General features: G+C 70.9%; 16 protein-coding genes. 9 read left to right on the forward strand and 7 right to left on the reverse strand.

Annotated features, from left to right (window positions below; all coding sequences use genetic code 11):
• Positions 1 to 5: 5 nt before the first annotated feature.
• Complete coding sequence (locus ABH941_RS02005) at positions 6 to 914, forward strand: aldo/keto reductase (RefSeq protein ID WP_370126762.1); 909 nt, start codon at positions 6 to 8, stop codon at positions 912 to 914.
• Positions 915 to 1,073: 159 nt separating this feature from the next.
• Positions 1,074 to 2,009 carry an alpha/beta fold hydrolase gene (locus ABH941_RS02010; RefSeq protein WP_370126763.1) on the forward strand — a complete coding sequence of 312 codons (936 nt, stop codon included), beginning with the start codon at positions 1,074 to 1,076 and terminating at the stop codon, positions 2,007 to 2,009.
• Here the strand turns inward: ABH941_RS02010 and ABH941_RS02015 are convergent.
• Complete coding sequence (locus tag ABH941_RS02015) at positions 1,970 to 4,717, reverse strand: molybdopterin-dependent oxidoreductase (protein ID WP_370126764.1); 2,748 nt, start codon at positions 4,715 to 4,717, stop codon at positions 1,970 to 1,972. The two genes, ABH941_RS02010 and ABH941_RS02015, sit on opposite strands and share 40 nt — an antisense overlap.
• Positions 4,708 to 5,550 carry a xanthine dehydrogenase family protein subunit M gene (locus ABH941_RS02020; RefSeq protein WP_370126765.1) on the reverse strand — a complete coding sequence of 281 codons (843 nt, stop codon included), beginning with the start codon at positions 5,548 to 5,550 and terminating at the stop codon, positions 4,708 to 4,710. The genes ABH941_RS02015 and ABH941_RS02020 overlap by 10 nt, the downstream gene beginning before the upstream one ends.
• Before the next feature lie 503 nt (positions 5,551 to 6,053).
• On the opposite strand from ABH941_RS02020, the gene ABH941_RS02025 reads away from it, so the two are divergent.
• The 6 genes from ABH941_RS02025 (at position 6,054) to ABH941_RS02050 (ending at position 12,130) form a co-directional block, all read left to right on the forward strand.
• Positions 6,054 to 6,464 carry a PPOX class F420-dependent oxidoreductase gene (locus tag ABH941_RS02025; protein WP_370126766.1) on the forward strand — a complete coding sequence of 137 codons (411 nt, stop codon included), beginning with the start codon at positions 6,054 to 6,056 and terminating at the stop codon, positions 6,462 to 6,464.
• A 117-nt stretch (positions 6,465 to 6,581) separates the two neighbouring features.
• Complete coding sequence (locus tag ABH941_RS02030; RefSeq protein WP_370126767.1) at positions 6,582 to 8,339, forward strand: cholesterol oxidase substrate-binding domain-containing protein; 1,758 nt, start codon at positions 6,582 to 6,584, stop codon at positions 8,337 to 8,339.
• A gap of 51 nt (positions 8,340 to 8,390) precedes the next feature.
• A complete protein-coding gene (locus ABH941_RS02035) occupies positions 8,391 to 8,828 on the forward strand; it encodes a VOC family protein (RefSeq protein ID WP_370126768.1) in 438 nt (145 codons plus the stop codon).
• A 63-nt stretch (positions 8,829 to 8,891) separates the two neighbouring features.
• A complete protein-coding gene (locus tag ABH941_RS02040) occupies positions 8,892 to 9,335 on the forward strand; it encodes a nuclear transport factor 2 family protein (RefSeq protein ID WP_370126769.1) in 444 nt (147 codons plus the stop codon).
• A 47-nt stretch (positions 9,336 to 9,382) separates the two neighbouring features.
• Entirely contained in the window at positions 9,383 to 10,786 is a 1,404-nt protein-coding gene (gene sthA, locus ABH941_RS02045) for a Si-specific NAD(P)(+) transhydrogenase (protein ID WP_370126770.1), read from the forward strand.
• A gap of 87 nt (positions 10,787 to 10,873) precedes the next feature.
• Positions 10,874 to 12,130, forward strand: coding sequence for an RNA polymerase sigma factor (locus ABH941_RS02050; protein WP_370126771.1), 1,257 nt, complete (start codon positions 10,874 to 10,876; stop codon positions 12,128 to 12,130).
• Positions 12,131 to 12,152: 22 nt separating this feature from the next.
• On the opposite strand, the gene ABH941_RS02055 is transcribed toward ABH941_RS02050, so the two are convergent.
• The gene (locus ABH941_RS02055; RefSeq protein WP_370126772.1) at positions 12,153 to 13,034 is read right to left on the reverse strand and encodes a phosphatase PAP2 family protein; all 882 of its coding nucleotides are present in this window, start codon (positions 13,032 to 13,034) and stop codon (positions 12,153 to 12,155) included.
• A gap of 289 nt (positions 13,035 to 13,323) precedes the next feature.
• On the opposite strand from ABH941_RS02055, the gene pgm reads away from it, so the two are divergent.
• Entirely contained in the window at positions 13,324 to 14,967 is a 1,644-nt protein-coding gene (pgm, locus tag ABH941_RS02060; RefSeq protein ID WP_370126773.1) for a phosphoglucomutase (alpha-D-glucose-1,6-bisphosphate-dependent), read from the forward strand.
• Positions 14,968 to 14,995: 28 nt separating this feature from the next.
• On the opposite strand, the gene ABH941_RS02065 is transcribed toward pgm, so the two are convergent.
• From ABH941_RS02065 to ABH941_RS02080, 4 genes are all read right to left on the reverse strand, one after another.
• On the reverse strand, positions 14,996 to 15,415 hold the full coding sequence (locus ABH941_RS02065; protein ID WP_370126774.1) for a DUF1003 domain-containing protein: 420 nt from the start codon (positions 15,413 to 15,415) through the stop codon (positions 14,996 to 14,998).
• A 39-nt stretch (positions 15,416 to 15,454) separates the two neighbouring features.
• Positions 15,455 to 17,212 carry an MFS transporter gene (locus tag ABH941_RS02070; protein ID WP_370126775.1) on the reverse strand — a complete coding sequence of 586 codons (1,758 nt, stop codon included), beginning with the start codon at positions 17,210 to 17,212 and terminating at the stop codon, positions 15,455 to 15,457.
• A 93-nt stretch (positions 17,213 to 17,305) separates the two neighbouring features.
• On the reverse strand, positions 17,306 to 21,610 hold the full coding sequence (locus tag ABH941_RS02075) for a discoidin domain-containing protein (protein WP_370126776.1): 4,305 nt from the start codon (positions 21,608 to 21,610) through the stop codon (positions 17,306 to 17,308).
• A gap of 893 nt (positions 21,611 to 22,503) precedes the next feature.
• Positions 22,504 to 23,706, reverse strand: a complete 1,203-nt coding sequence (locus ABH941_RS02080; RefSeq protein ID WP_370126777.1) for an FAD-dependent oxidoreductase — start codon at positions 23,704 to 23,706, stop codon at positions 22,504 to 22,506.
• Positions 23,707 to 23,871: the final 165 nt, after the last annotated feature.

Here is a 23,871-nt window from a genome sequence, read left to right on the forward strand (position 1 = left end):
GGTCGATGAACTCAGAGACGATCACCGCGACGGCCGCCGGCACCTGGAAGCTGGGCGACCTGACGGTCAACCGGATCGGTTTCGGCACGATGCGGCTCACCCAGTACGGCGCGGCGCTGAACACCGAGTCGGTACCCAGCGACCGCGGCCGGGCGCTGTCCGTGCTGCGCCGGGCGGTCGAACTCGGGGTGAACCACCTCGACACCGCGTCCTTCTACTTCTCCCGGCTGCGCTCCGCCAACGAGCTGGTCAACAGTGCGCTGGCGCCCTACCCGGACGACCTGGTGATCACCACCAAGGTCGGTCCCGGCCGGGACCCGCACGGCGACTGGATGAACGCGGCCACCCCGGCCCAGCTGCGCGGGCAGGTGGAGGAGAACCTGCGCCAGCTCGGCCGGGACCACCTCGACGTGGTCAACTACCGTCGGCAGCGGCCCGGTTCGATCGCCGAGCACTTCGGCGCACTGGCCGAGCTGCGCGAGGCAGGACTGATCCGCCACCTCGGTCTGTCCAACGTCGGCCCCGAGCATCTCGCCGAGGCCCAGGCCATCGCGCCGGTGGTCTGCGTGCAGAACAAGTACGGTCTCGGCGCGGCGAGTCCGGAGAGCGACGCTCTGCTGCGCTCCTGCGGCGAGCAGGGCATCGCCTTCGTCCCGTTCTACGCCATCGCCGGGCACGCCGGTGAGAGCGGCGCGGCCGACGCCGTCCAGGATGCCGAGGTCCTCGCCGCGGCGGCCGCCCACGGCGTGTCGGCCCCCGAGATCCGGCTGGCCTGGTCGCTGCACCAGGGACCGCACGTGCTGGCCATCCCGGGCACCGGCAACCTCGCGCATCTGGAGGCCAACGTGGCCGCAGGCGCCATCCGGCTCTCCGGCGACGAACTGGCCCGCCTCGACGCCGTTCACCGCGCCTGACCCACCGGCCGACAGGCCGGTCCCCGCATGGCCTGCGCAGGGGAGTTCGAAGGAGGTCCCGGGGCGCGACCACGTTTGAGTGACATTGCCGGGGAGGACCCGTTTCGCGGTGATACATCTTCGGATTCGACGTCCGCGAACCACGGGGAGCTTCACGACATGTCCATCGACACCGCCCTGCCGCCGCAGGTCGAGCTGGAAGCGCCCCCGGTGGTGGTGTCCGAGCACACCCTGACCTTCGACGGCTTCCGCTACGTCGCCCGGGTCGTCCGGCAGGGCGACAGCGTCACGGCGCCGCTGCTGCTGCTCGGCGGCTCGTCCCAGGACCGCTTCTCGTGGATCCGGCACCAGGCCGCGCTGTTGCCGCTGTGCGACGTGGTGACCGTCGACCTCCCCGGTTACGGGGACGCCGACCAGCTGCCGCCCCGCTACGGCACCGACTTCCTGGCCGCCGCCACCCGGCACATGGTGGACGCCCTCGGCCTGGGCGAGGTGAACCTGTTCGGCGGCTGCTTCGGCGGATCCATCGCGCTGCGCTTCGCCCAGCACTACCCGGAGCTGGTGGAGCGCCTGGTGCTGGTCGGCATGACGACCACGGTCCCGCCCGAGTACGAGCAGGCGGCCACCCGCTGGCTCGGCATGCTGGACGAGGGCCGCTACGAGGAGATGGCCAGGGAGTTGGTGTCCCGCTTCATGGCCCCGGCCGGCAGTGGGACCATCCGCAGGCAGGCCGCGATCGGGCGGCTGATCCACCGCCAGTTCCTGGAGCAGACGCCCCGTCAGTTCGAGATGGCGGTGGCGGACCACAACCGTCGGCTGATGCGCCACGAGTGGTACCGCCCTGAGCCGGTCCCGGCGGTGCCGACGCTGGTCTTCACCGGCGAGCACGATTCGCTGACCCCGCCCGGGTTGGGGCGCGGGGTGGCCGCCGTGCTCCCCGGCGCGGTGTTCACCACCGTCAAGGACGCCGACCACCTGGTGCACATGGAGCGCATCGAGGAGTTCACCGACCTGCTGGCGCACTTCCTGACGGACTGTCCGATCGACGCGCTGCCCTACTGCACTCCGCCGGAGTGCCCCTCCGTCGCAGGCTGAGCCGCCACTTCGGCTTCGGCGAGCCGTCGCCAGATCCGGTCCCGGGTCAGCGGCAGCTGGGTGAAGCGGACCCCGGTGGCGTCCCGCAGGGCGTTGGCCAGCGCCGGGGCGACCGGGTTGAACGGGCTCTCGCTCATCGACTTGGCGCCCAGCGGACCGATCGCGTCCGAGGTCTCCATGAAGTGCACCTCGGTGCGCGGGACGTCGGCGAAGGCGGGGAGGTGGTAGCGGCGGAAGGACGCGGTCTGCACCGTGCCGCGCTCGTCGATCCGTACCTCCTCCCACAGCGCGGCGCCCAGCGCCTGGGCGATGCCGCCCTCGACCTGGCCCCGGCACTGCATCGGGTTCATCACCTTGCCGGCGTCGGCGGCGTGGACGCTGCGCAGGATCCGCAGCTCCCCGGTGTCCGGGTGGACGGCGATCCGGAACCACTGCGCGTTGAAGGCGACCGAGCGCGGGCTGCCGCCCCAGTGGCCGGCCGCCGAGGTCTCCCGCCCTGCCGCGACCATGGCGGCGTGCAGGTCCTTGAGCGCCAGCCGCCGGCTGCTGCCGCAGCGGACCGAGTCCGCCTCCAGCCGGCAGTCGGCGAGCGGGTTGCCGGTGTGCTCCGCGGCGAAGGCCAGCAGCGCTTCGGCCAGCCCACCGGCCGCCTGCAGCACGGCCTTTCCGGCCACCACGGTGCCGGTGGAGCCGAAGGCGCCGGTGTCGTGGCGCACCACGTCGGTGTCGGACTGGCGGACGGTGATCCGCTCGGCGACGGTGCCCAGCGCGCCCGAGGCGATCTGCTTGTGCACGGTGGTGGTGCCGTTGCCGAACTCGGCGGTGCCCACGGCCAGGTCGTAGCGTCCGTCGGGGAGCAGGCTCAGCGTCGCGTCGGCGAAGTGGCCGCCGGGCGGACCGGTGGCGATCATCGCCAGCGCCGCGCCCTCGCCGACCAGCCAGCCGTCGTCCCGGAGCTCGGACCCGCCCACCGGTTCGGCCGCCGCCGCGCGGACGATGTCCAGGCACTGGTCCAGGCCGTAGGACGCGATCTGCAGGTCCTCCTCCTCGCCGCCTGCGGTCACCATCGGCTCGCCGGGGCCGATCACATTGCGGGCCCGGAACTCCAGCGGGTCGATGCCCAGGCGGCGGGCCAGCTCGTCCATCACCTGCTCCATGGCGAACACCACCTGTCCCAGCCCGTAGCCGCGGAAGGCCCCGGCCGGAACGGTGTTGGTGTAGACGGCGAAGCCGTCGGCCTTCTTGTTGGGGCAGCGGTAGACCGACAGCGACTCGCCGCAGCCGTGGAACAGCACGGCGGGCCCGTGGTTGCCGTAGGCGCCGGTGTTGGACACCACCCGCAGCTGAAGGGCGGTCAACTGCCCGTCCGCGGAGGCGCCCGCCTTGACCCGGACGGTGAAGGGGTGCCGGGTGGTTGCCGAGGTGAACTGCTCGGCGCGGGTGTACCCCAGCTTGACGGGCCGTCCGGTCCGCAGCGCGGCCAGCACCACGATGTCCTCGACCAGCATCTCCTGCTTGCCGCCGAAACCTCCGCCGACCCGCCCGGCCAGCACTCGCAGCCGGTCCTCGGGCAGGTCGAACAGGGTGCACAGGGCGCGCCGGGTCAGGAACGGGGTCTGCGTGCTGGAGCGGACCACCAGCCGCCCGTCCTCCTCGAACCAGGCGACCGCGCCATGGGTCTCCAGGCTGGCGTGCTGCACCCGCTGGGTGCGGAACTCCTCCTCGTAGACCACGGCCGCCCGCGCGAACCCGGCCGCGACGTCGCCGACCTCGCCGTGCACCTCGCCGACGGCGTTCACGGTGCTCCCGGAGACCGGGTGGATCACGGGTGCGTCCGGCGCCATGGCCAGTTCGGGGTCGACCACGAACGGCAGCGGCTCGTAGGCGACCTCGATCCGCCGGCAGCCCTCCTCCGCGGCGCCCTCGCTCTCGGCCAGCACGGCGGCGACCCGCTGGCCGACGTAGCGGACGATGTCGTCGAGGACCCGGGTGTCGTAGGGGTCCTCGTCCGGGTGCTCGTGCCGGGCGGTGGAGAACAGCCGCTCCGGGGCATCCTCGTGGGTGAACACCGCGACCACGCCCGGGACGCGCAGCGCGGCGGCGGTGTCGATGGAGCGGATCCTGGCGTGCGGATGCGGTGACCGCAGCAGCTTGAGGTGCAGCAGGCCCTCGACCTCCAGGTCGAAGGTGTAGCGGGCGGCGCCGGTGACCACCTGCGGTCCGGCCGGCGCGGCCAGACCGCGGCCGACGGCCTCGCCGGCCTCCGGTTCCTCGACGTTGCAGCGGCCGCGGACGGCGTCCTCGATGGCCCGGTAGCCGGTGCAGCGGCACAGGTTGCCCTTGAAGGCACGCGGCAGGTCGGCCCGCAGCTCGTCGTCCAGGGCGGCGGTGGTCATCAGATAGCCGGCCGTGCAGAAACCGCACTGGAATCCCTGGGCGTCCAGAAATCGCTGCTGCACCGGGTGCAGCTCCCCGCCCGGCCTGGCCAGGCCCTCGACCGTGGTGACGGACCTCCCCTCGGCCCGGAAGGCCGGGTAGAGGCAGCTGTGCACCGGCTCGCCGTCGACATGGACCGTGCAGGCGCCGCAGTCGCCGGCGTCGCAGCCCTTCTTGACGCCGAACCAGCCGCGCTCGCGCAGATGCGTGCGCAGGCACTGGCCCGGACGCACCGGCAGGTCGGATTCCTCGCCGTTGACGGTCAGCCGCATGCGGCGCCCCTCTCCTCCGCTGCGCCCCGCAGCTCCCGGCGGATCTCCTCGGCCAGCCGCAGCGTCATATGGCGCCGCCATTCCGGGAGCCCGTGGATGTCGTCGAACCACTCCCCGCGCGGCACGGCCGCCTCCACGGCCGCCCGCAGCTGCGCCGCGCCGGGGTGCAGCGGGAACCACAGCCGGACCGGGCGCACCGTCGACGCGGTGATCGTCAGCGTCAGCGAGCCGTCCGCCGGGTCGCTGCGGCCGATCAGCAGGGCGGCCGAGCGGCCGTGCTCGTGCAGTGAGGCCCGGCGGAAGGCGGTGCGCTGCCGCAGCGCGGCGTCCGGCAGGGTGACGGCGCGCAGCAGCTCGCCCTCGCCGAGGGCGTTGCGGCCGTTGCCGGTGATGAGCTCGGTGACCGGCAGGCGGCGCTCGGAGCCGTCCATGGCCCGCAGGGTGCAGACCCCGTCCAGGGCGGCGGTCAGTGAGATCATCGGGCCGGCCGGGAGTGCGTTGGCGAGGTTGCCGCCGATGGTGGCCATGTTCCAGATCTTGAACGAGGCGACGAAGGACCGGCAGCACTGCTCGACCAGCCGCTGGTTGTGCGCCCAGCGGTCCGGGAGCACCAGCCGCGACAGTTGTGCGACCGTACAGGTCGCGGCGATCTCCAGCCCGTCGGCGTGCTCGGTCAGCGGCGGCCAGCCTGCCGTGGAGAGGTCCCGCAGCCGGCGCAGCCACGGCTGGGGCTCGGAGAACAGATAGGTGCCCCCGCCCAGCCAGGCGTCGCCGGGCCGCCAGGGCTCGGCCCAGTGGACCGGCCCGGCCTCGGTCACGGTGTGCAGATCCATCCGGCTCCCGCTCCTCTCCCGATGTCCGGTCCCGACCAGCCGATTGAATCAGCGGCCTGTTACGGGCGACGACTGTCCGAGACCACGATCATCCGGCAGTGGAACTGGTGAATCAACCAAGAGGGACATGCGCCGATCCGGCTCGCATCTACGATGCTGGAGCGAACCCTGCCCTCGCTTCTGCGGATGGACACCCCGGTTCCGGCAGGGAGTGCGCGGCACCACAAGGAGCTACGCATGATCGTGGGAGACCTGCTGCGGCCCGCGAGCGCAGCGAGCAGCAGCAACAAGCCACGGGCGGGGGCGGGCGCAACGGTGGCGCCATGAAAGCCACCTACAGTCTCCGCACCCGCCACCGCCCGCACGCGCCGACTCCGCTGTCGGCGCCGCCTCCGAACCCGTCCCCGAAACGGAGACAGGCACGGCCCGGCCGGGCCAACGTCCGCGCCGTCCTGCTCTGCGTGCCGCGGCAGAACCGGCCGACGGCCCTCTAGGCTGTCGGCATGACTGACTCCAGCACCCTCGACCGACTCGGTTCCGGCAAGTACCTGCTGGTCACCACCTATCGCAAGGACGGCAGGACGGTGCCGACCCCGGTCTGGACGGTGCGCGACGGCGACGCGCTGGGGGTGTGGACGACCGCCGACTCGGGCAAGGTGAAGCGGATCCGCAACCGGGCCGAGGTGCTTGTGGCGCCCTGCGACGTGCGCGGCAAGCGGTCCGGGGAGGACGTTCCGGCCAGGGCGGAGATTCTCCCCCATGAGCAGACCGGGCACTACCGCGACCTGCTGAAGCGCAAGTACGGCCTGCTGGGCCGGGCGACCCTGCTCGGCAGCAGGCTGCGCCGGGGCGCGGAGGGGACCGTGGCGATCCGGATCACCCTGGACGAGAGCACCCCGGAGGGCAACGCCTGACACGGCTCGGCTGCCGCGGCCCTCCGCGTATGCCTTGACTTCTCAGGGTCAAGGTTCCAGGTTGTCAGCTGACGTACCGTCAGAAACGGTGCGACTGACGCCCGGAGGGCCGCAGCAATGGACCTGACCAGCCATGACGCCACCGGTCCGAGCCGCAGGACGCTGCTCGGCGGGGCGGCGGCCGCCCTGGCCGCGACCGCCGTGCAGTGGACGCCGCTCGGACGCATACCGGCAGCCAGCGCGGCCAGCACTCTGGCGACGCCGCCGTCCTTCCCCTCGGGCATCAGCCTCTACCAGCAGACCTTCCAGAACTGGTCCGAGGAGGTCACCGTCAACGGGCTGTGGAGCTGCGCCCCGGCCACCCCGGCGGACGTGGTCACCCTCGCCAACTGGGCGCATGCGCAGGGCTGGCGGCTGCGTCCGCTCGGCGCCGCCTACAGCTGGTCGCCGGTGGTGGTCGACCCGGCGACCCCGGCCGCCAACACCCTGCTGGTGGACTGCACCCAGCACCTCACCGCGGTCACCGTCCACGCCGCCGGCGGCAGTACCCCGGCCGGCGTCACCGCGCAGCCCGGCGTCACCATGGACACCTTCCTCGGCACCCTCAAGACCGCCGGCTACGGTCTCACCGGCTTCCCGGTGCTCGGCGCCGCCACCCTCGGCGGCGTCCTGGCCACCGGCGGCCGCGGCACCGGCGTCCCGGCCACCGGCGAGACCAAGGTGCCCGGGCACACCTACGGCTCGGTCGGCAACCTGGTCACCAGCCTCACCGCGGTCGTCTGGGACGCGGCCTCCTCCGCCTATGTGCTGCGCACCTTCCAGCGCACCGACCCGCAGATCCAGGCCCTGATCACCCACGTCGGACGGGCCTTCGTCACCGAGGTCACCCTGCGCGTCGGCGCCGACCAGCGGCTGCGCTGCCAGAGCTGGTTCAACGTCACCGCCGCCAACCTGTTCGCCGCGCCCGCGAGCGCCGGATCGCAGTCGCTGGCCAGCTACGTCAACAGCTCGGGCCGGGTGGTCTGCATCTGGTTCCCCAACACCGACTCGCCCTGGCTGCGGGTCATCACGCCCACCCCCACCCAGCCGTGGACCAGCCGCGCGGTCACCGGCCCCTACAACTTCCCGTTCAACGACATCGTCCCCAAGGGCATCTCGGACCTGCTGGCCCAGATCATCGGCGGCGACGCCGCGGCCACCCCCAGCTTCACCGCCGCGCAGATGGCCGGCGTCAGCGCCGGGCTGATCTCCACCGCCAGCTGGGACATCTGGGGATGGTCCAGCGATGTGCTGCTCTACGTCCGCCCGACCACCCTGCGGATCACCTCGACCTGCTGGAACGTCGTCACCAGCCGGGCCAACGTCCAGCGCGCCGTCAGCGAGTTCTACGCCGCCTACACGGCCAGGCTCGCCGCGTACGCGGCCGAGGGCCTGTACCCGATGAACGGGCCGCTGGAGATCCGGGTCACCGGCCTGGACGACCCGGCCGACTGCCAGGTCACCGGCGCGCTCGGGGCCCAGCTCTCCACCCTGCGCCCGCGCCCGGACCACCCCGAGTGGGACACCGCGGTCTGGTTCGACATGACGACCATTCCGGCGACCCCCGACGACCACCGGTTCGCCGGCGAGATGGAGGCATTCATCCGCAGCAACATGGGGGCCTACGGGCAGGTCCACGCCGAGTGGTCCAAGGAGTGGGCCAACACCTCCTCCGGCGCCTGGACCGACGCCTCGGTCATCAGCGGCGCCATCCCCGACTCCTACCGGGCCGGCCAGGCCACGGGGGACGGCTGGGACGCCGCGGTGGCGACCCTGAAGGCGCTTGACCCGTCCGGGGTGTTCAGCAGCGCGTTCCTGGACCGCGTCCTGCAGTGACGGCCTGAGGGGGCCAGACTGGGAGCGGCACTCGACGAGGAGGTCCCCACCATGACTGCCACGACTTCAACGGACAAGACGCCGACTGACAAGACGCCCCCGCCCCAGGTCTGGCCGACCCTGCGGGCGGCCGACGCCCCGGCGCTGATCGCCTTCCTGGTCGACGCCTTCGGTTTTGAGGTCAGCTGCCGCTACGGCGACGGCGACATCGTGCACCATGCGGAGCTGGCCTGGCCGCCCGGCGGTGGGATCATGCTCGGCTCCGCCCGCCCGGACGACGACGCCGACAACTGGTCGCTGCGTCCGGGCGGCTTCGGCGCCTATGTGGTCACCGACGACCCGGACGCGCTGTGCGCCCGTGCCCGCGCGGCCGGTGCCGAGATCACCGCGGAGTTGCACGACACCGACTACGGCTCCAGGGACTTCGCCGCCCGCGATCCGGAGGGTAACCGCTGGTCCTTCGGCACCTATCGCGGCGAGGCGCGGTAACCGGCCCCGGTTCCCGTCTCCTCGCCCTTCACTTCTCCGGCCGCCGTCCGCACACTGGCGGCCATGCTGACACTTCAGGAGATCTCCGACCGGCTGGAGATCCAGGATCTGATGGTCCGTTACGCCCATGCCGTGGACACCCGTGAGTGGACCCTCTTCAAGGAGCTGTTCACGGACGACGCCGTCATCGACTACTCCGCCTTCGGCGGCCCGCGCGGCAGCGTGGACGAGGTCACCTCGTTCCTGGAGCTCACCATGCCGCTGTTCTCGGCCACCCAGCACCTGGTCGCCAACTGCGCCGTCACCCTGGACGGCGACCGCGCCACGGCCCGAACCATGTGCCACAACCCGATGGCCGTCTCCGACTCGGAGTCGGTGCTGCTGTGCGGGCTCTGGTACGTGGACACGCTGGTGCGCACCCCGGACGGCTGGCGGCTGAGCGAGCGCTCCGAGGACAAGGCCTACTCGGCGGTGCTGAATCCGCAACCGTCCGACGAGCACTCGTAACAGCCCGTTCTTCCGCTGGGACATGATCCGCTGTCAGACTCGACAACGTGCCCGAATTCGACATGCTCGTGATCGGTTCCGGACCCGGCGGCCAGAAGGCCGCCATCGCCGCCGCCAAGCTCGGCCGCAGGGTCGCCGTCGTCGAACGCCCCGATCGGGTCGGCGGGGTGTCCATCCATACCGGCACCATCCCGTCCAAGACGCTGCGGGAGGCGGTGCTCTACCTCACCGGGCTGACCCAGCGCGACCTCTACGGGCAGAGCTACCGGCTCAAGGACGAGATCACCGTCGCCGACCTGACCGCCAGGACCCAGCATGTGGTCGGCCGGGAAGTGGATGTGATCCGCAGTCAGCTCTCCCGCAACCAGGTGGCGTTGGTGGCCGGCACGGGCCGTTTCGTCGACGACCACACCGTCTCGGTCTGCGATGTGACCGGCCAGGAACGGCTGCTGACGGCCCAGAACATCGTCATCGCCACCGGCACCCGCCCGGCCCGCCCCGACCTGGTGGAGTTCGACGAGCAGACCATCCTGGACTCCGACAACGTGATCAACCTGGAACGGGTGCCGCGCTCCATGGTGATCGTGGGAGCCGGGGTGATCGGGCTGGAGTACGCCTCCATGTTCGCCGCCCTGGGGAGCAAGGTCACCGTGGTCGAGCAGCGCGCCAGGATGCTGGAGTTCTGCGACATGGAGGTCGTCGAGGCGCTCAAGTACCACCTGCGGGACCTGGCGGTGACCTTCCGCTTCGGCGAGAAGGTCGCGGCGGTGGAGCGGCATCCGCGCGGGGCCCTGACGGTCCTGGAGAGCGGCAAGAAGATCCCCGCCGACGCGGTGATGTACTCGGCCGGACGGCAGGGGCTGACCGACGCCCTCGACCTGGGGAAGGCGGGGCTGTCGGCGGACGCGCGCGGCCGGATACCCGTGGACGAGCACTTCCGCACGGCGGTCCCGCACATCTACGCCGTCGGCGACGTCATCGGCTTCCCGGCCCTGGCCGCGACCTCCATGGAGCAGGGCCGCACGGCGGCCTACCACGCCTGCGGCGAGCCGGTGAACCCGATGCCCGAGCTCCAGCCGATCGGGATCTACACCATCCCCGAGATCAGCTATGTCGGCCGCACCGAGGACCAGCTGACCGAGGACTGCGTCCCCTTCGAGGTCGGCGTCGCCCGCTACCGCGAGCTGGCCCGGGGCCAGATCATCGGCGACGCCCACGGCATGCTCAAGCTGCTGGTCTCCCCGGAGGACCGGCGGCTGCTCGGGGTGCACTGCTTCGGCACCGGGGCGACCGAGCTGATCCACATCGGCCAGGCGGTGATGGGCTGCGGCGGCACCGTGGACTACCTGGTGGACGCCGTGTTCAACTACCCGACCCTGGCCGAGTCCTACAAGGTGGCGGCATTGGACGCGACCAACAAGATCCGCCAGATCGACCGGATGCGGGACTGAGGGAGGGAACGAGCTGCGGTGCGGCGCCGGCCCTCCTGTGGAAGGCTTCCCAGCAGGGTACCGACCGCCGCGAGGAGTCTCCCAGCTGTGACCACGGAACGACCCGGCGACCGGCGCGTCGAGGACCTGCTGCAGCGGCTCGCGCCGCGGGTCCTCGGCGCGCTGGTGCGCCGCCACGGCCAGTTCGACGCCTGCGAGGACGCCGTCCAGGAGGCGCTGCTCGCCGGCGCGCTGCGCTGGCCGGACGAGGGCGTGCCGGACAATCCGCAGGGCTGGCTGCTCACGGTGGCCTCGCGGCGGCTGATCGACCAGATCCGCAGCGAGAGCGCCCGCCGCGAGCGCGAGCAGCGCGTCGTGGCGGCCACACCCGCGGCCGAGCTGCTGGCCCCGGCGCCGGACGAGCGGGCCGACGACGGCACCGACGACACCCTCGCGCTGCTCTTCCTCTGCTGCCACCCGGTGCTCACCGCGCCCTCGCAGATCGCGCTGACCCTGCGCGCCGTCGGCGGGCTCAGCACCGCGGAGATCGCCCGGGCCTTCCTGGTCCCCGAGGCCACCATGGCCCAGCGCATCAGCCGCGCCAAGCAGCGGATCCGCGACGCCGGCGCGACCTTCGCCATGCCCGGGCCCGAGGACCGCCCGGAACGCCTCAAGGCCGTGCTGCACGTGCTCTACCTGGTGTTCAACGAGGGGTACGGCACCTCGGCCGGCAGCAGCCTGCAACGGCTCGACCTGACCGCCGAGGCGATCCGGCTGACCCGGCAACTGCGCACCCTCGCCCCGCTGGACGGCGAGGTCCAGGGCCTGCTGGCGCTGATGCTGCTCACCGACGCCCGCCGGGCGACCCGCACCGACGACCAGGGGAACCTGGTGCCGCTCGCGGAGCAGGACCGCAGCCGCTGGAACGCCGAGCAGATCGACGAGGGCGTCGCCCTGGTCACCCATGCGCTGACCACCACCCGGCTCGGCCCGTACCAGGTGCAGGCGGCCGTCGCCGCCGTCCACGCCGAGGCGCCGTCCGCGGAGAAGACCGACTGGCCGCAGATCCTGGCCCTGTACGAGACGCTGGAACGGCTCGCGCCCAACCCGGTGGTCACCCTCAACCGGGCGGTCGCCCTGGCCGAGGTGCACGGTCCGCGCGCCGGTCTCGACCTGCTGGCGGCCCTGGAGCAGCAGAGCGCGGCCCTCGCCGACCACCACATGCTGCACGCCGTGCGCGGCCATCTGCTGGAGGCCGTGGGCGAGCCGGTCGCGGCCAGGGAGGCATACCGCGCGGCGGCGCGGCGCACCAGGAGCCTGCCGGAGCAGCGCTACCTGGACGCCCGGGCCCGCAGACTGCTCTGACGTCGCCTCGGCCCGAGCGGTCTCAGCTGCGGCGCCCGGCGGCCTGCACGTTCTCCTCGTCCTCCAGCGGTGTCCGCTGCGACGGCAGATGCGCTGCCGCCACCTTGCCTGCGCCGCCCCCGCGGCGGCGCAGGCGGCCGGTCAGCCGCAGCAGCGGGCCGGTGACCCACAGCCCCAGCAGTGTCACCCCGACGCCGGCGACGGCGTCGAGCAGGTAGTGGTTGGCGGTGCCCATCACCACCACGGCTATCACCGCCGGGTACAGCAGACCCAGGACCCGCACCACCCGCGACCTGCTGTAGCGGAACAGCAGCAGCCCGCACCACAGCGCCCAGCCGACATGCAGGCTCGGCATCGCCGCGAACTCGTTGGTCACATCGCCGAATCCCTTCGGCGTCCCACCGCCGCCGCCCCACCAGCCGATCGAGGCGTGCTCGGCCAGGGTGTCCACGAAGCCGTACGACCCGTCCAGCATCCGCGGCGGCGCGGTCGGGAAGGTGATGAAGCCGACCAGGCCGAACATGGTGGTCAGGCCCAGCCAGGTCCGGGCCTGGCGGTAGTGCTGGCGGTGGAACTTCCACAGCCAGAACAGCACGCCGACGGTGAGGATGTAGTGGAGGGTGGCGTACATGTAGTCGGCGGGTATGCCGAGCCAGCCATGGTGGTAGAAGCTGTGGTTGAGCCAGTGCTCCGGGCTCAGCCCGACATGCCGCTCGGCCGAGAGCAGGTCCCGGCCGTGCCGTTCCGCCACGTCCTGCTTGTCGTGGACCAGCAGCCGACTGCCGTCGTAGACGGCGTAGACCACCAGGAGGATCTCCCACTGCCAGGTCGAGCGCCAGCGCCATCTGAGGCGCCGGACCTTCGGGGTTCGCGCGCCGTTTGACGCACTCTCCCGCGAGTTCACGGGAGCTTCATCGGGGCCGGGCGGTACCGGCAGGTCATTAGACACCCGCGTATCTTCTCCCCTGGCTGTGCAACGCGCTGCACTCGGGTCGAGATGAGGGGAAATGAGCAGGTCAGTCCCGGGGTACGCGCTGGTCGGGACGCTGACGTCGCCGATCCGGAGAGTCGCGGGTCCGGTCGGCGGGCATGATGTCGGCGGGCTTGATGTTTGGGGCATCACATCCCGCTCTGCGCGAGCATGGTGGAGCGGTTCACGACACGCGACCGACAGCACGGACGAAGGAGCAGCGATGGTGCACGACCGAGCAGGACAGCCGGCCCAGCCCGGGGACCTGGTGGACGTCGCCCGACTGGTGACCGCCTACTACGCGCTCACCCCCGACCTCGCCGACCCGGCCCAGCGGGTCGCCTTCGGCACCTCGGGCCACCGCGGCTCCTCCTTCAACACCGCCTTCAACGAGGCGCACATCGCCGCCACCAGCCAGGCCGTCTGCGACTACCGGGCCAGGCAGGGCACCACCGGGCCGCTGTTCCTGGGCATCGACACCCACGCCCTCTCCGAGCCGGCCCGGGCCACCGCCCTGGAGGTGCTGGCGGCCAACGGCGTCACCGTCCTGATCGACACCGAGGACGGCTACACGCCCACCCCCGCCGTCTCGCACGCCATCGTCTCGTACAACCGGGGCCGCACCTCGGACCTTGCGGACGGCATCGTGGTCACCCCCTCGCACAATCCGCCCGGCGACGGCGGCTTCAAGTACAACCCCCCGCACGGCGGCCCCGCCGACTCGACCGCGACCTCCTGGATCCAGGACCGCGCCAACGAGCTGATCGAGAAGGGGATGTCGGAGGTCCGCCGGATCCCCTACGCCCGGGCGCTGGCCGCCGACACCACCGGACGCTTCGACTTCCTGGGCTCCTATGTCGCCGACCTGCCCTCGGTCCTGGACCTGGACGCGGTCCGCGACGCCGGCATCCGCATCGGCGCCGACCCGCTCGGCGGGGCCTCGGTGGCCTACTGGGGCCGGATCGCCGAGCAGCACCGGCTCGACCTCACCGTGGTCAACCCGGAGACCGACCCGACCTGGCGGTTCATGACCCTGGACTGGGACGGAAAGATCCGGATGGACTGCTCCTCCCCGTACGCCATGGCCTCGCTGATCTCCAAGCGGGACGAGTACCGCATCGCCACCGGCAACGACGCGGACGCCGACCGGCACGGCATCGTCACCCCGGACGCCGGGCTGATGAACCCCAACCACTATCTGGCCGTCGCCATCTCCTACCTCTACCGTCACCGCGAGGGCTGGCCGCAGGGCGCGGGCATCGGGAAGACCCTGGTCTCCTCCTCGATGATCGACCGGGTGGCCGCCGACCTCGGCCGCCGGCTGGACGAGGTCCCGGTCGGCTTCAAGTGGTTCGTCGACGGGCTGACCGACGGCAGTGTCGCCTTCGGCGGCGAGGAGTCGGCGGGCGCGTCCTTCCTCCGCCGCGACGGCTCCACCTGGACCACCGACAAGGACGGCATCCTGCTGGCGCTGCTCGCCTCCGAGATCACGGCGGTCACCGGCAGCACCCCCTCCGAGCACTACGCCGCCCTCACCGGCCGCTTCGGCGCCCCCGCCTACGCCCGGGTGGACGCCCCGGCGACCCGCGACCAGAAGGCCGCTCTGGCCGCGCTCTCCTCCGACCAGGTCACCGCCGCCGAGCTGGCCGGCGAGCCGATCACCGCGGTGCTCACCCGCGCTCCCGGCAACGACGCCGCCATCGGCGGCCTCAAGGTCTGCACCGAGTCCGCCTGGTTCGCCGCCCGTCCCTCCGGCACCGAGGACGTCTACAAGATCTACGCCGAGAGCTTCCAGGGCCCGGACCACCTGGCCCGGGTCCAGCAGGAGGCCCGGGACCTGGTCGGTTCCGTCCTCGGCCAGGGCTGATCCCGGGGCCGGCGCGGCGGACGGCGGGTCACCCGCCGTCCGACTGCTGGTCCACCAGGCGGCGGTGCAGCTCGGTGGTCATGGCGTGGATGGCGCGGGTGAGCTCGGTGTTGGTCTTGAGCTCCAGCTCCTGCTCGACGAAGTCGTGGTCGGCCTTGGCCTGCTGGAAGGCGGCCTGCCGGTTCTGACCGATCATCACAAAGGTCGACAGGAAGATCGCCTCCAGCGAGACCACCAGCGTCAGCGTCGGCCAGGGGCTGCGCTCCACCCACAGCATCCACACCGTGAAGATCACCGCATGGAGGTAGACGAACAGCATCGACCCGGCGAATCTGGTGATCCCGTCGGCGATCCGCACCTGCAGATCGGAGGCGCGCCGGGCCTCGTGGGCGAGTACCACGGGATGGTGCTCGGTCGCCGGGTCGGGTGGGATGTGGGGGGTGTACATCGCTGAGGGCCCTTCCTGCTGATGCGTGCGGTCAGGCCGTCAGGCCTGGTGCGCAGCATCATCCCGGATCGGCGCCGGTCGTGGGGATCCGTCCGTGCCGTGCCGCCCGTCACGTCCGCCGTTCCGCTGGGTGTCACGGCCGCGCAGCAGCGACGCGGTGGCGGCGACCACGGCCATGGTCGCGGCCGCGATGAAGACGACCGTCAGTCCGTGGTGCAGCGGCCCCGAGATCAGGTGGGGGAAGAACTGAGTGCCCGTCAGGGTGTCGGCGTTGTGCCGGGGGAGGGTCCTCAGCACCCCCGAGGGAGCCAGCAGATGGCCGATCGGGTTCTGGCCGAGGAAGGCCGCGAAAAGGGTGGAGACCGGCGGCAGCGAGGCGACCGGGCCGGCCACCGAGGCCGGCACGCCCTGCGCCTGCAGGCCCGAACTCAGGGTCTGCGGCAGGGATCCGGCCAGCCCGGTGACCATCAGCGAGAAGAAGATGCCGATGGACAGCGACACTCCCGAGTTCTGGAAGGTGGCCCGCATCCCGGAGGCCGCGCCGCGCCGCTCGGGCGGCACGCTGCCCATGATGGCGGAGGTGTTGGGCGCGGAGAACATGCCCTGGCCGATGCCGTTGGCGAAGACGATGACGGCGAACACCGGATAGGAGAAGTCGACCGGCAGGAACAGCAGTCCGACGAAGGAGCCGGCCATCAGCAGCAGGCCGCTGCTGGCGAAGGTGCGCGCGCCGAAGCGGTCGGACAGGTAGCCGCTGATCGGCCCGGAGATCAGGAAGCCGACGGTGAGCGGGATCAGCGCGATCCCGGCCCACAGCGGGGTGGACTCGTAGGCGTAGCCGTGCAGCGGCAGCCACACCCCCTGCAGCCAGATGATCACGATGAACTGCAGCCCGCCGCGGGCGATCGCGGTCAGCAGCGAGGCGGCGTTCCCGGCCGCGAAGGCCCGGATCCGGAACAGCCCCAGATGGAACATCGGCTCGGCCACCCGGGTCTCCACCAGCCCGAACACCACCAGCAGCAGGACGCCGCCGCCCAGCATGCCGAGCACCAGCGGGTTGGTCCAGCCGGTCGGGTGGCCGCCGTAGGGCTGGATGCCGTAGGTGATCCCGGCCAGCAGGGCCAGCGCGCCGCAGGTGAAGGTCAGGTTCCCGGCCCAGTCGATCCGGGCCGAGCGCCTGGCGCCGATCTCGCGCAGGCTGCGATAGGACCAGAGGGTGCCGACGACGCCGATAGGGACGTTCACCCAGAAGACCGCCCGCCAGTCCACGGTGGCCAGCAGCCCGCCGGCGACCAGGCCGAGGAACTGTCCGGACAGCCCGGCGATCTGGTTGACGCCCAGGGCCATGCCGCGCTGCTCGGTGGGGAAGGCGTCGGTGAGGATCGCGGCGGAGTTGGCCATCAGCATGGCGCCGCCGACGGCCTGCAGGATGCGGAAGCCGATCAGCCACAGCGCGCCCCCGGCGCCGTTCAGCGGGTCCAGCGAGAGCGCCAGCGAGGTGGCGCTGAACACCGCGAAGCCGAGGTTGTAGATCCTGACCCGCCCGTAGATGTCCCCGAGTCGGCCGAGCGCCACCACCAGCACCGCTGTGACCAGCAGATACCCCATGATCAGCCAGAGCAGGTAGCTGATGTTGCCGGGGGCGAGCGGGTCCAGCCCGATGCCCCGGAAGATGGCCGGCATGGCGATGATCACGATCGAGGCGTCCAGGGTGGCCATGAAGACGCCGAGGGTGGTGTTGGACAGCGCGACCCACTTGTAACGGGGGCTCAGGGGAAGGGTGTCGGATACACGCATCCGATCATCCTATGAATCTTAGTTGGCATAAGCAATGGTGCAGGGGCACCCCAGGAAGGAGGTACCCCTGCACCGGCCATGGCGCGGTGGCGCCTACGGGTTCACGGTGATGGTGAACGTGGACGTGGTGTTCTGGATGTTGACGAAGTTGTTGCTCTCGGTGAGGTGGTTGAACACCGCCGTGCCCACCGCCGGGCCCTGCCCCGTCTCGGGCAGCTGGTTGGCCCAGATCCCGTAGCCGGACTTGGCGTTGTAGGCGTCACCGCTCTGCTGGGCGCCGGTGATGGACACGTCGGTGAAGATCGTGTCGGTCACCGGGTTCAGCGCGGTGCCGCCCGAGTAGTCCGTCTGGAACATGATCCCGGAGTACGTCGGGTCGGTGATGTCGACGCTGTTCACCCTGATCCCCCGGAACGGCTGGGTCGCGGAGAAGACCCAGATCGCCGGGAACACCTGGCCGTTCCAGAAGTGCCCGCCGTCGCGCACCAGCGAGACGTTCTGGATGGTCGTCGGCTGGGTGCCGAAGCCCTGGAACGGGTAACCGAAGTTCAGCGAGCTGATGGTGATGCCCGCGTAGGTGAGCGTGTCGGCCACGTACAGGTTCTGCATGGTGTTGTTCTCGCCGCCGTAGACGGCGATGCCGGCCGCGCGCCACGGAGTGACCGCGGTCAGGTTCTGGAAGGTGTTGTTGGTCAGGTCCGAGGAGTTGTGGTCCTGGGCCGCGAACAGCGCGAAGCTGTCGTCGCCGGTGGACCGCGCCTCGTCATTGCTGACCAGGTTGCCGGAGCTGCCGTTGGTGAGGTTGATGCCGTCGGCGAAGGTGTCGCGGATCCGCATGTTGGTGGCGGTCAGGCCGGTGACATGGGTGCCCCAGATCGCGACCACCTGGTGCTCGATCCAGATGTTGTCGATGGTGAGGTTGGCGACGTCGGTCAGGTCGAAGACCTTGCCCGGCCCGTCGATGCGGGAGGTGTAGTCGCCGAACCAGCCGAATCCGGTGAACGAGGACCCGTTGGCGCTGGACTGCACGGACCAGCCGACGTCCGTGTTGTCCTGCGTGGTCGGGGCGTTGAACTGGGTGTACCAGGGGCCGGCGCCGACGACCTTGACCGCCTTGCCGCTGACCTGGAACTTGCTGGTGGTCTGGTACTGCCCGGCGGGCAGGTAGACGCCCACCAGCTTGCCGGTGGTGTCGTTGGCGACCTGGGACAGGGCGTTCTGGACGTCCTGCTGCCCGAAGCCGGCCGGGGTGACGTAGGTGGCCGGGTTGGGGTCGGCCACCGGGGCGACCATCTCGGTGTTGATGTAGTCGATCGCGTACTGGGAGGTGTTGGCGGCGTCCTTCTGCAGCTTGATCACGCTGTCGGCGGGCACCGTCTGGTTGAGCACGATGTGCGCCTCGTCGTAGATGTGACGCGGCGATCCGGCGCTCGGGTCGTTGCCGGGGCCGGTCTCGGCTCCGTACAGCCACTCGTACTTGGAGTTGAGGGTGATGGTCTGCAGGAACGTTCCGTTGACGTAGACGTCCAGGGTGGCCGTGCTGCCGCCACCGCCGGGTGCGTCCGGGATGTTGAACCGGGTGACCAGGGTGTTCGTCGGGTCGGTGGTGTTCCACTGGACGTAGGCGCCGGTGGTGTCGAGGGTGACGGCCTTACGGCCGGACGCCTCGCCCGCGAGGTCGCCGATGGTCCGGTTGGGGCCGACGACGGCCGCGCCCCCGCCGATCATCCCGTTCTCGGCCTCGTACACGTCGTACGGCATGTTGGCGCCGCGGCCGACGAAGAACGGGGTGTCGCTGATGTTGTTGCCCTGCTTCACCGGCAGCTCATTGGCGTCAATGGCGATGACGGTGTGCAGCGTGTACTTCCCGTTGACGGCGGACCAGGTGCCCATCGACACCGGCGAACCGGTCGCCCCGGGGGCCAGGCTGCCGCTGTAGGAGCCGCTCAGCGTCTTGACCACGCTGTTGTTGCTGTCCAGCAGGGTCAGCGTGATGCCATGGGCGCCGGAGGCGGTGGCCACCGTGCCCTGGTTCTTCAGCGTCACCGAGAAGGTGACGGTGTTTCCGGCGGACGGTGTGCCCGGGCTGGAACTGACCGACGAGGCGACCAGGTCCGAGGACTGCACCGGAGCTACGACCAGGCTGGTCGGGTTGGTGTAGCTGTTGTTCCCGTAGTTGAGCTCGATGACGCTGTTGCCCTCGTTCACCTTGGCCGTCAACTGATAACTGCCGGCGGTCTGGGTGCCGATGTTCGCCGAGACGGTGCTGGAGGCGCCGGCCGCCAGCGCGCCGACGGCGGCGGTGCCGACCTTGGTGCTGCCCAGGTAGAAGTTGACGTTGGTCGCACCCGAGGCGGCCGTACCGGAGTTCGCCACCGTGGCGGACACGGTGACCGGGTCGGTCTCCACCGGGGCGGTCGGCGTCCAGGAGGAGGAGCTGACCACCAGGTCGGGGTTGGGCGCCGGGACTCCGATGACCTGGAACTCGGCGACCTGCCCACCCGGGGCGCCGCTGTTGCTGGTGATGCTCAGCTCGACGTCCGAGACCCGCGCACTGACCGGGATGGAGACGCTGTTCCCGGTGCTCGGGTCAAAGGTGTACGTCTGCGCCGCGGCGATGGTGGTGAAGCCGGTCGCGCTCTGCTCGCGCCCCAGGACCGCGATGGTCTGGGTACGCGTCGACCAGGCGGCGGCCGGATTGAGCTTGACCACCACCGACGACACATCGGCGTTGGCGCCGAGGCTGACGGTGAGCTGGCTCGGGTAGGTGGAGCCCTCGAAGTAGGTGGTCAGGTCATTGTCGTTGGCGTTGGCGGGGGCATAGGTGAAGGTGTTGGCGGTACCGGTGATCGGCTTGCCCACCGCCAGATTGCTGCCGGTCCCGCCGCCGCTCCCGGTACGGGTGACCGTGTTGGACGCGGAGGACTGGTTCCCGGCCGCGTCGTGCGCCTTCACGTAGTAGGAGACGGTGGCGGTGTCCGGCTGCGCGTCGGTGTAGGTCAGCGTGGAGCCGCCGACCGTGGTCGCCAGGGCTCCGTTGCGGTAGATGTCGTACCCGGTGACCCCGACGTTGTCGGTGGCCGCGCCCCAGCTCAGCGCGATCTGCCCGCTCTGCGGCTGGGTGTAGGCCAGGTTGGTCGGGGCGGTCGGCGGCGTGGTGTCACCGCTCTGCCCGGCCCGGGTGACGGTGTTGCTGTTGGCCGACTGGTTCCCGGCCGCGTCGTGCGCCCGCACGAAGTAGCTGACCGTCGCGCTGGCCGGCTGGGTGTCGGTGTAGGCGAGCACAGTGCCCGCAACACTCGTCAGCAGGCTGTTGTTGGCATAGATGTCGTACCCGGTGACCCCGACGTTGTCGGTGGCCGCGCCCCAGCTCAGCGCGATCTGCCCGCTCTGCGGCTGCGTGTACGCGAGATTGGTCGGCGCGCTCGGCGGCGTGGTGTCGCCACTCGTCGGCCCGTACACCTCGAACTCGGATATCTGCCCGGCCGGCCAGCCGGTGTTGGCGGTGATGGTGATCCGCACATAGCGGGTGGTCGTCGCTGTGAAGCTGATCGTCGACGTGTTCCCGGTGCTGGGGTTGAAGGTGTAGCCGGCGGAGGGGACCAGGGTGGAGAAGGTCGACCCGTCGCTGCTGCCCTGAACCGTCAGGGTCTGCGTCCTGGTCGCCCAACTGGTGTCGGCCGGAACCTTGAGCACGACCTGGTTGACGCTGACGGACGCGCCGAGGTCCACCTGGAGCCACTGCGGGAAGGCGTTGTTGGTGCTCTCCCAGTAGGTCGCCTGGTTGCCGTCGTTGGCGTTGCTCGCAACGTAGGTCTGGCTGACCCCGCTGGAGCTCATCGTCTTCCCGAGCGCCAGGTTCGCCGAGGTCCCACCCGTACCGCTGCCGTAGACCTCCACCTCGGAGAGCTGCGCGGCCGCCCAGCCGGTGTTGGCGGTGATGTTGATCCGCAGGTAACGGGTGCTGGTGGCACCGAAGTTGATGGTCACCACGTTCGAGCTGGACGGGTCGAAGGTGTACCCCGTCGAGGCCACGACCGTGGCGAAGGTGGACCCGTCCGTACTGCCCTGCACGGACAGCGTCTCGCTCCTGGCACCCCAGCTGCTCGGCAGCTTCAGCACCACCTGGTTGACGGAGGTCGCTGAACCCAGGTCGATCTGGGCCCACTGCGGGAACGAGCCGGAGCTCTCCCAGTAGCTGTCCTGGTTGCCGTCATTGAGGTTGCCGGCGACGTACTGGCCGTTGGCACTGCTGGCGGTGGCGGTCTTCCCGAGGGCCAGATTGCTGCCCGCAGCCGATGCCGGCACCAGGTTCAGCACCGGAACCATGGACACCAGCAGCCCGATCAGGGTCAGGACCACAGTCCTGAACCGCAGGGATCTTCCTCTTCTGCGCATGCTCGTCCTCTGCTTGTGCAGTCGCACATGGGTGGGGGAGGAGGGTGCAGGACCGGGACCGGCCAATCGGAATTTGCAGAGCCTGTCCTGATGCCTGAAGTAGTAGTGACAGGATTTTGCAGCTAACGAGCAGGAAGTTACAGAGACGCCATGGCTCCGTCAATGGATCGCACAGGGTTCCGGGAAGCGCATCACGGACATCTGTGGCGGGGGAGGGGGCGGGAGTTGAGGGGTGATCGGAGTGTTGCGATGCTCATTCGCAGATCGGGCTACAGGCGGTCGCCTTTTTGCGAGGCGGGGGAGGCGGGGCGCCGTAGCCGCTGGGATCGGGGTCCCTGGGTGGGCTTAAGTTGCCCACCGATGCCGACCGACCACCCGTGCCTTGTTGCTCTTGCTCGGCTCCGCCTCGCGGGCCAACTGCGCGGAGGGGGCGGCCTGGTGGGGCTCCGTTGCCGGGCGGCGGGTGGGCGCGGGGCTGCCGCCTGCTGCAGAAGCGATCCGCCGGAGGCGCGTGATAGCCGAGATCACGGTTTTAGGGGTCACTCACCCTACTTTTGGGTCACTGATCTGACGCAGAATCGGACATAGCGGGCAGAATCTGTTGGACAAGTGACCCAAAAGTAGGGTGAGTGACCCCAAACCTGGCAAACCTGGCCGGGGAATCGTTTCTTCACCCCAGCACCGGCGCGCCACCCGGCAACGCACGCCCCACCGACCGCCCCGCTCCTCGTGGTTGGCCAGCGAGCGGAGCGAGCCACCCCAGCCCGGGACCGACCGGCGTGCCCCACGGAGGCGACGGACGGTCATCGGGAGCGAACGCGCACCGGAAACCCGGCCGCTGGTCGGGGGCTCGGCCGCGTGACGTACCCCGCCCCAGGCCCACGGCGGCGGGGCTACGTCTGGTACTGGGCGGCCACTCGCGATCCGGACAGGGCGAAGCGCGGGTGGGCCTCGGCCTTGCCCAGGGCGAGGTCGGCCGCCATGCGGCCCAGCAGCGGGGCGAACTTGGCGCCGTGGCCCGAGCAGGCCGAGACGATCACCAGTGAGCCTGCCCGGTCCAGCACGAAGTCCCTTGTGGGGGTGGACGTGACCAGGCAGGACGACTCCGCGATCGGCACCGGGTCCAGCTCGGGGAGGCGGTGCCGGACGTACTCGCTCACCGCATGGCGGACCAGCGGCTCCACGACGCCGCTGCGCATCCCCGGCGTGGTGGTCCGGCCACGGCCGATCAGTCCGACCTTGAACGAGCCCCCAGTCCCGCTGCCGCCGCCATCCGCGCCCGACGGCACCCCGTACGCCTCCAACGGCCCCGCGGCGTGGATGAAGGCCGGCCAATCCGGGCCGGAGTACGGGCCAGAGCCCCGACCCCCTTCGCCCCGCCGTCGGAAGTGGAAGACCTCGTGCTGACTGACCGTCAATGGCGGTAGCCGGAACGGCAGCCCGAACCCAGGGAGCCACGCCCCCGCCGCGACGACCACCCGCTCGGCGTGCACCGCGGCGTTGTCGAGGCCGGGGCCGTGCAGCCGTACCTGCCCGGACGGCAGCCGCTCCAGGTGGCTGACCCTGGTGCCGCCGCGCAGCTCCGCCCCGTAGGTGATCGCGCGCTCCACGCAGGCGGCGACGGTCGCGTCCGCGTCCAGCCGGCCGGCGTCGGGGTGGTGCAGGACCGGGCCGCCGTCGTAGCGCAGCTGCGGCCAGCGTTCGGCGGCCTCCCGGGCGGACAGCAGCTCGTGCGGCACGCCTGCGGCGGCCAGCTGCTCGGCCAGCCGAGCCGGGTCGCGGCGGGCGCCGAAGTCCAGCATGCCGACGTGGTGGCGCAGCCGCGTCCCCGCGTCGGACTCCAGCTCGTCCCAGCAGGCCGCCGCCTGCCCGGTGAGCTCGACGTACAGCGGGTCGGCGTAGCTGCGCCGGAAGATCCGGGCACTGCCGTGTGAGCTGCCCTGCCGGTGGCCGGGGCGGAACGCCTCGACCAGGAGCGTGGAGACACCGCGCCGGGCGAGCTCCCAGGCGGTGGCCGCGCCGACCAGTCCCGCGCCGACGACCGCGACCTCGTAGCCGTCGGAATAGCTCTCGGAGTCCGCCGATGGAGTCATCATGCCTGCCTCCAAACGGCTCTGAGTGTCTGTCAGTTGCCATTGGACGACCGTGGTGTTGCGTCGAGGTTTCGTCGCGGGAAGCGGACGGTTGCCGTTGGGCGCGCTCACCTGAGCCGCCATCCGCCGATCACCGAGGGCGTCTAATCCCGGCTCCGCCGGTACGCC

The organism is Streptacidiphilus sp. EB103A (assembly GCF_041261405.1).
Classification (GTDB): Bacteria; Actinomycetota; Actinomycetes; order Streptomycetales; family Streptomycetaceae; genus Streptacidiphilus.

Bases quoted from the DNA above. Each gene is read 5' to 3' on its own strand.
- ABH941_RS02005 (WP_370126762.1), top strand. From the start codon at position 6: ATGAACTCAGAGACGATCACCGCGACGGCCGCCGGCACCTGGAAGCTG.
- ABH941_RS02010 (WP_370126763.1), top strand. From the start codon at position 1,074: ATGTCCATCGACACCGCCCTGCCGCCGCAGGTCGAGCTGGAAGCGCCC.
- ABH941_RS02015 (WP_370126764.1), bottom strand. From the start codon at position 4,717: ATGCGGCTGACCGTCAACGGCGAGGAATCCGACCTGCCGGTGCGTCCG.
- ABH941_RS02020 (WP_370126765.1), bottom strand. From the start codon at position 5,550: ATGGATCTGCACACCGTGACCGAGGCCGGGCCGGTCCACTGGGCCGAG.
- ABH941_RS02025 (WP_370126766.1), top strand. From the start codon at position 6,054: ATGACTGACTCCAGCACCCTCGACCGACTCGGTTCCGGCAAGTACCTG.
- ABH941_RS02030 (WP_370126767.1), top strand. From the start codon at position 6,582: ATGGACCTGACCAGCCATGACGCCACCGGTCCGAGCCGCAGGACGCTG.
- ABH941_RS02035 (WP_370126768.1), top strand. From the start codon at position 8,391: ATGACTGCCACGACTTCAACGGACAAGACGCCGACTGACAAGACGCCC.
- ABH941_RS02040 (WP_370126769.1), top strand. From the start codon at position 8,892: ATGCTGACACTTCAGGAGATCTCCGACCGGCTGGAGATCCAGGATCTG.
- pgm (WP_370126773.1), top strand. From the start codon at position 13,324: ATGGTGCACGACCGAGCAGGACAGCCGGCCCAGCCCGGGGACCTGGTG.
- ABH941_RS02065 (WP_370126774.1), bottom strand. From the start codon at position 15,415: ATGTACACCCCCCACATCCCACCCGACCCGGCGACCGAGCACCATCCC.
- ABH941_RS02070 (WP_370126775.1), bottom strand. From the start codon at position 17,212: ATGCGTGTATCCGACACCCTTCCCCTGAGCCCCCGTTACAAGTGGGTC.
- ABH941_RS02075 (WP_370126776.1), bottom strand. From the start codon at position 21,610: ATGCGCAGAAGAGGAAGATCCCTGCGGTTCAGGACTGTGGTCCTGACC.
- ABH941_RS02080 (WP_370126777.1), bottom strand. From the start codon at position 23,706: ATGATGACTCCATCGGCGGACTCCGAGAGCTATTCCGACGGCTACGAG.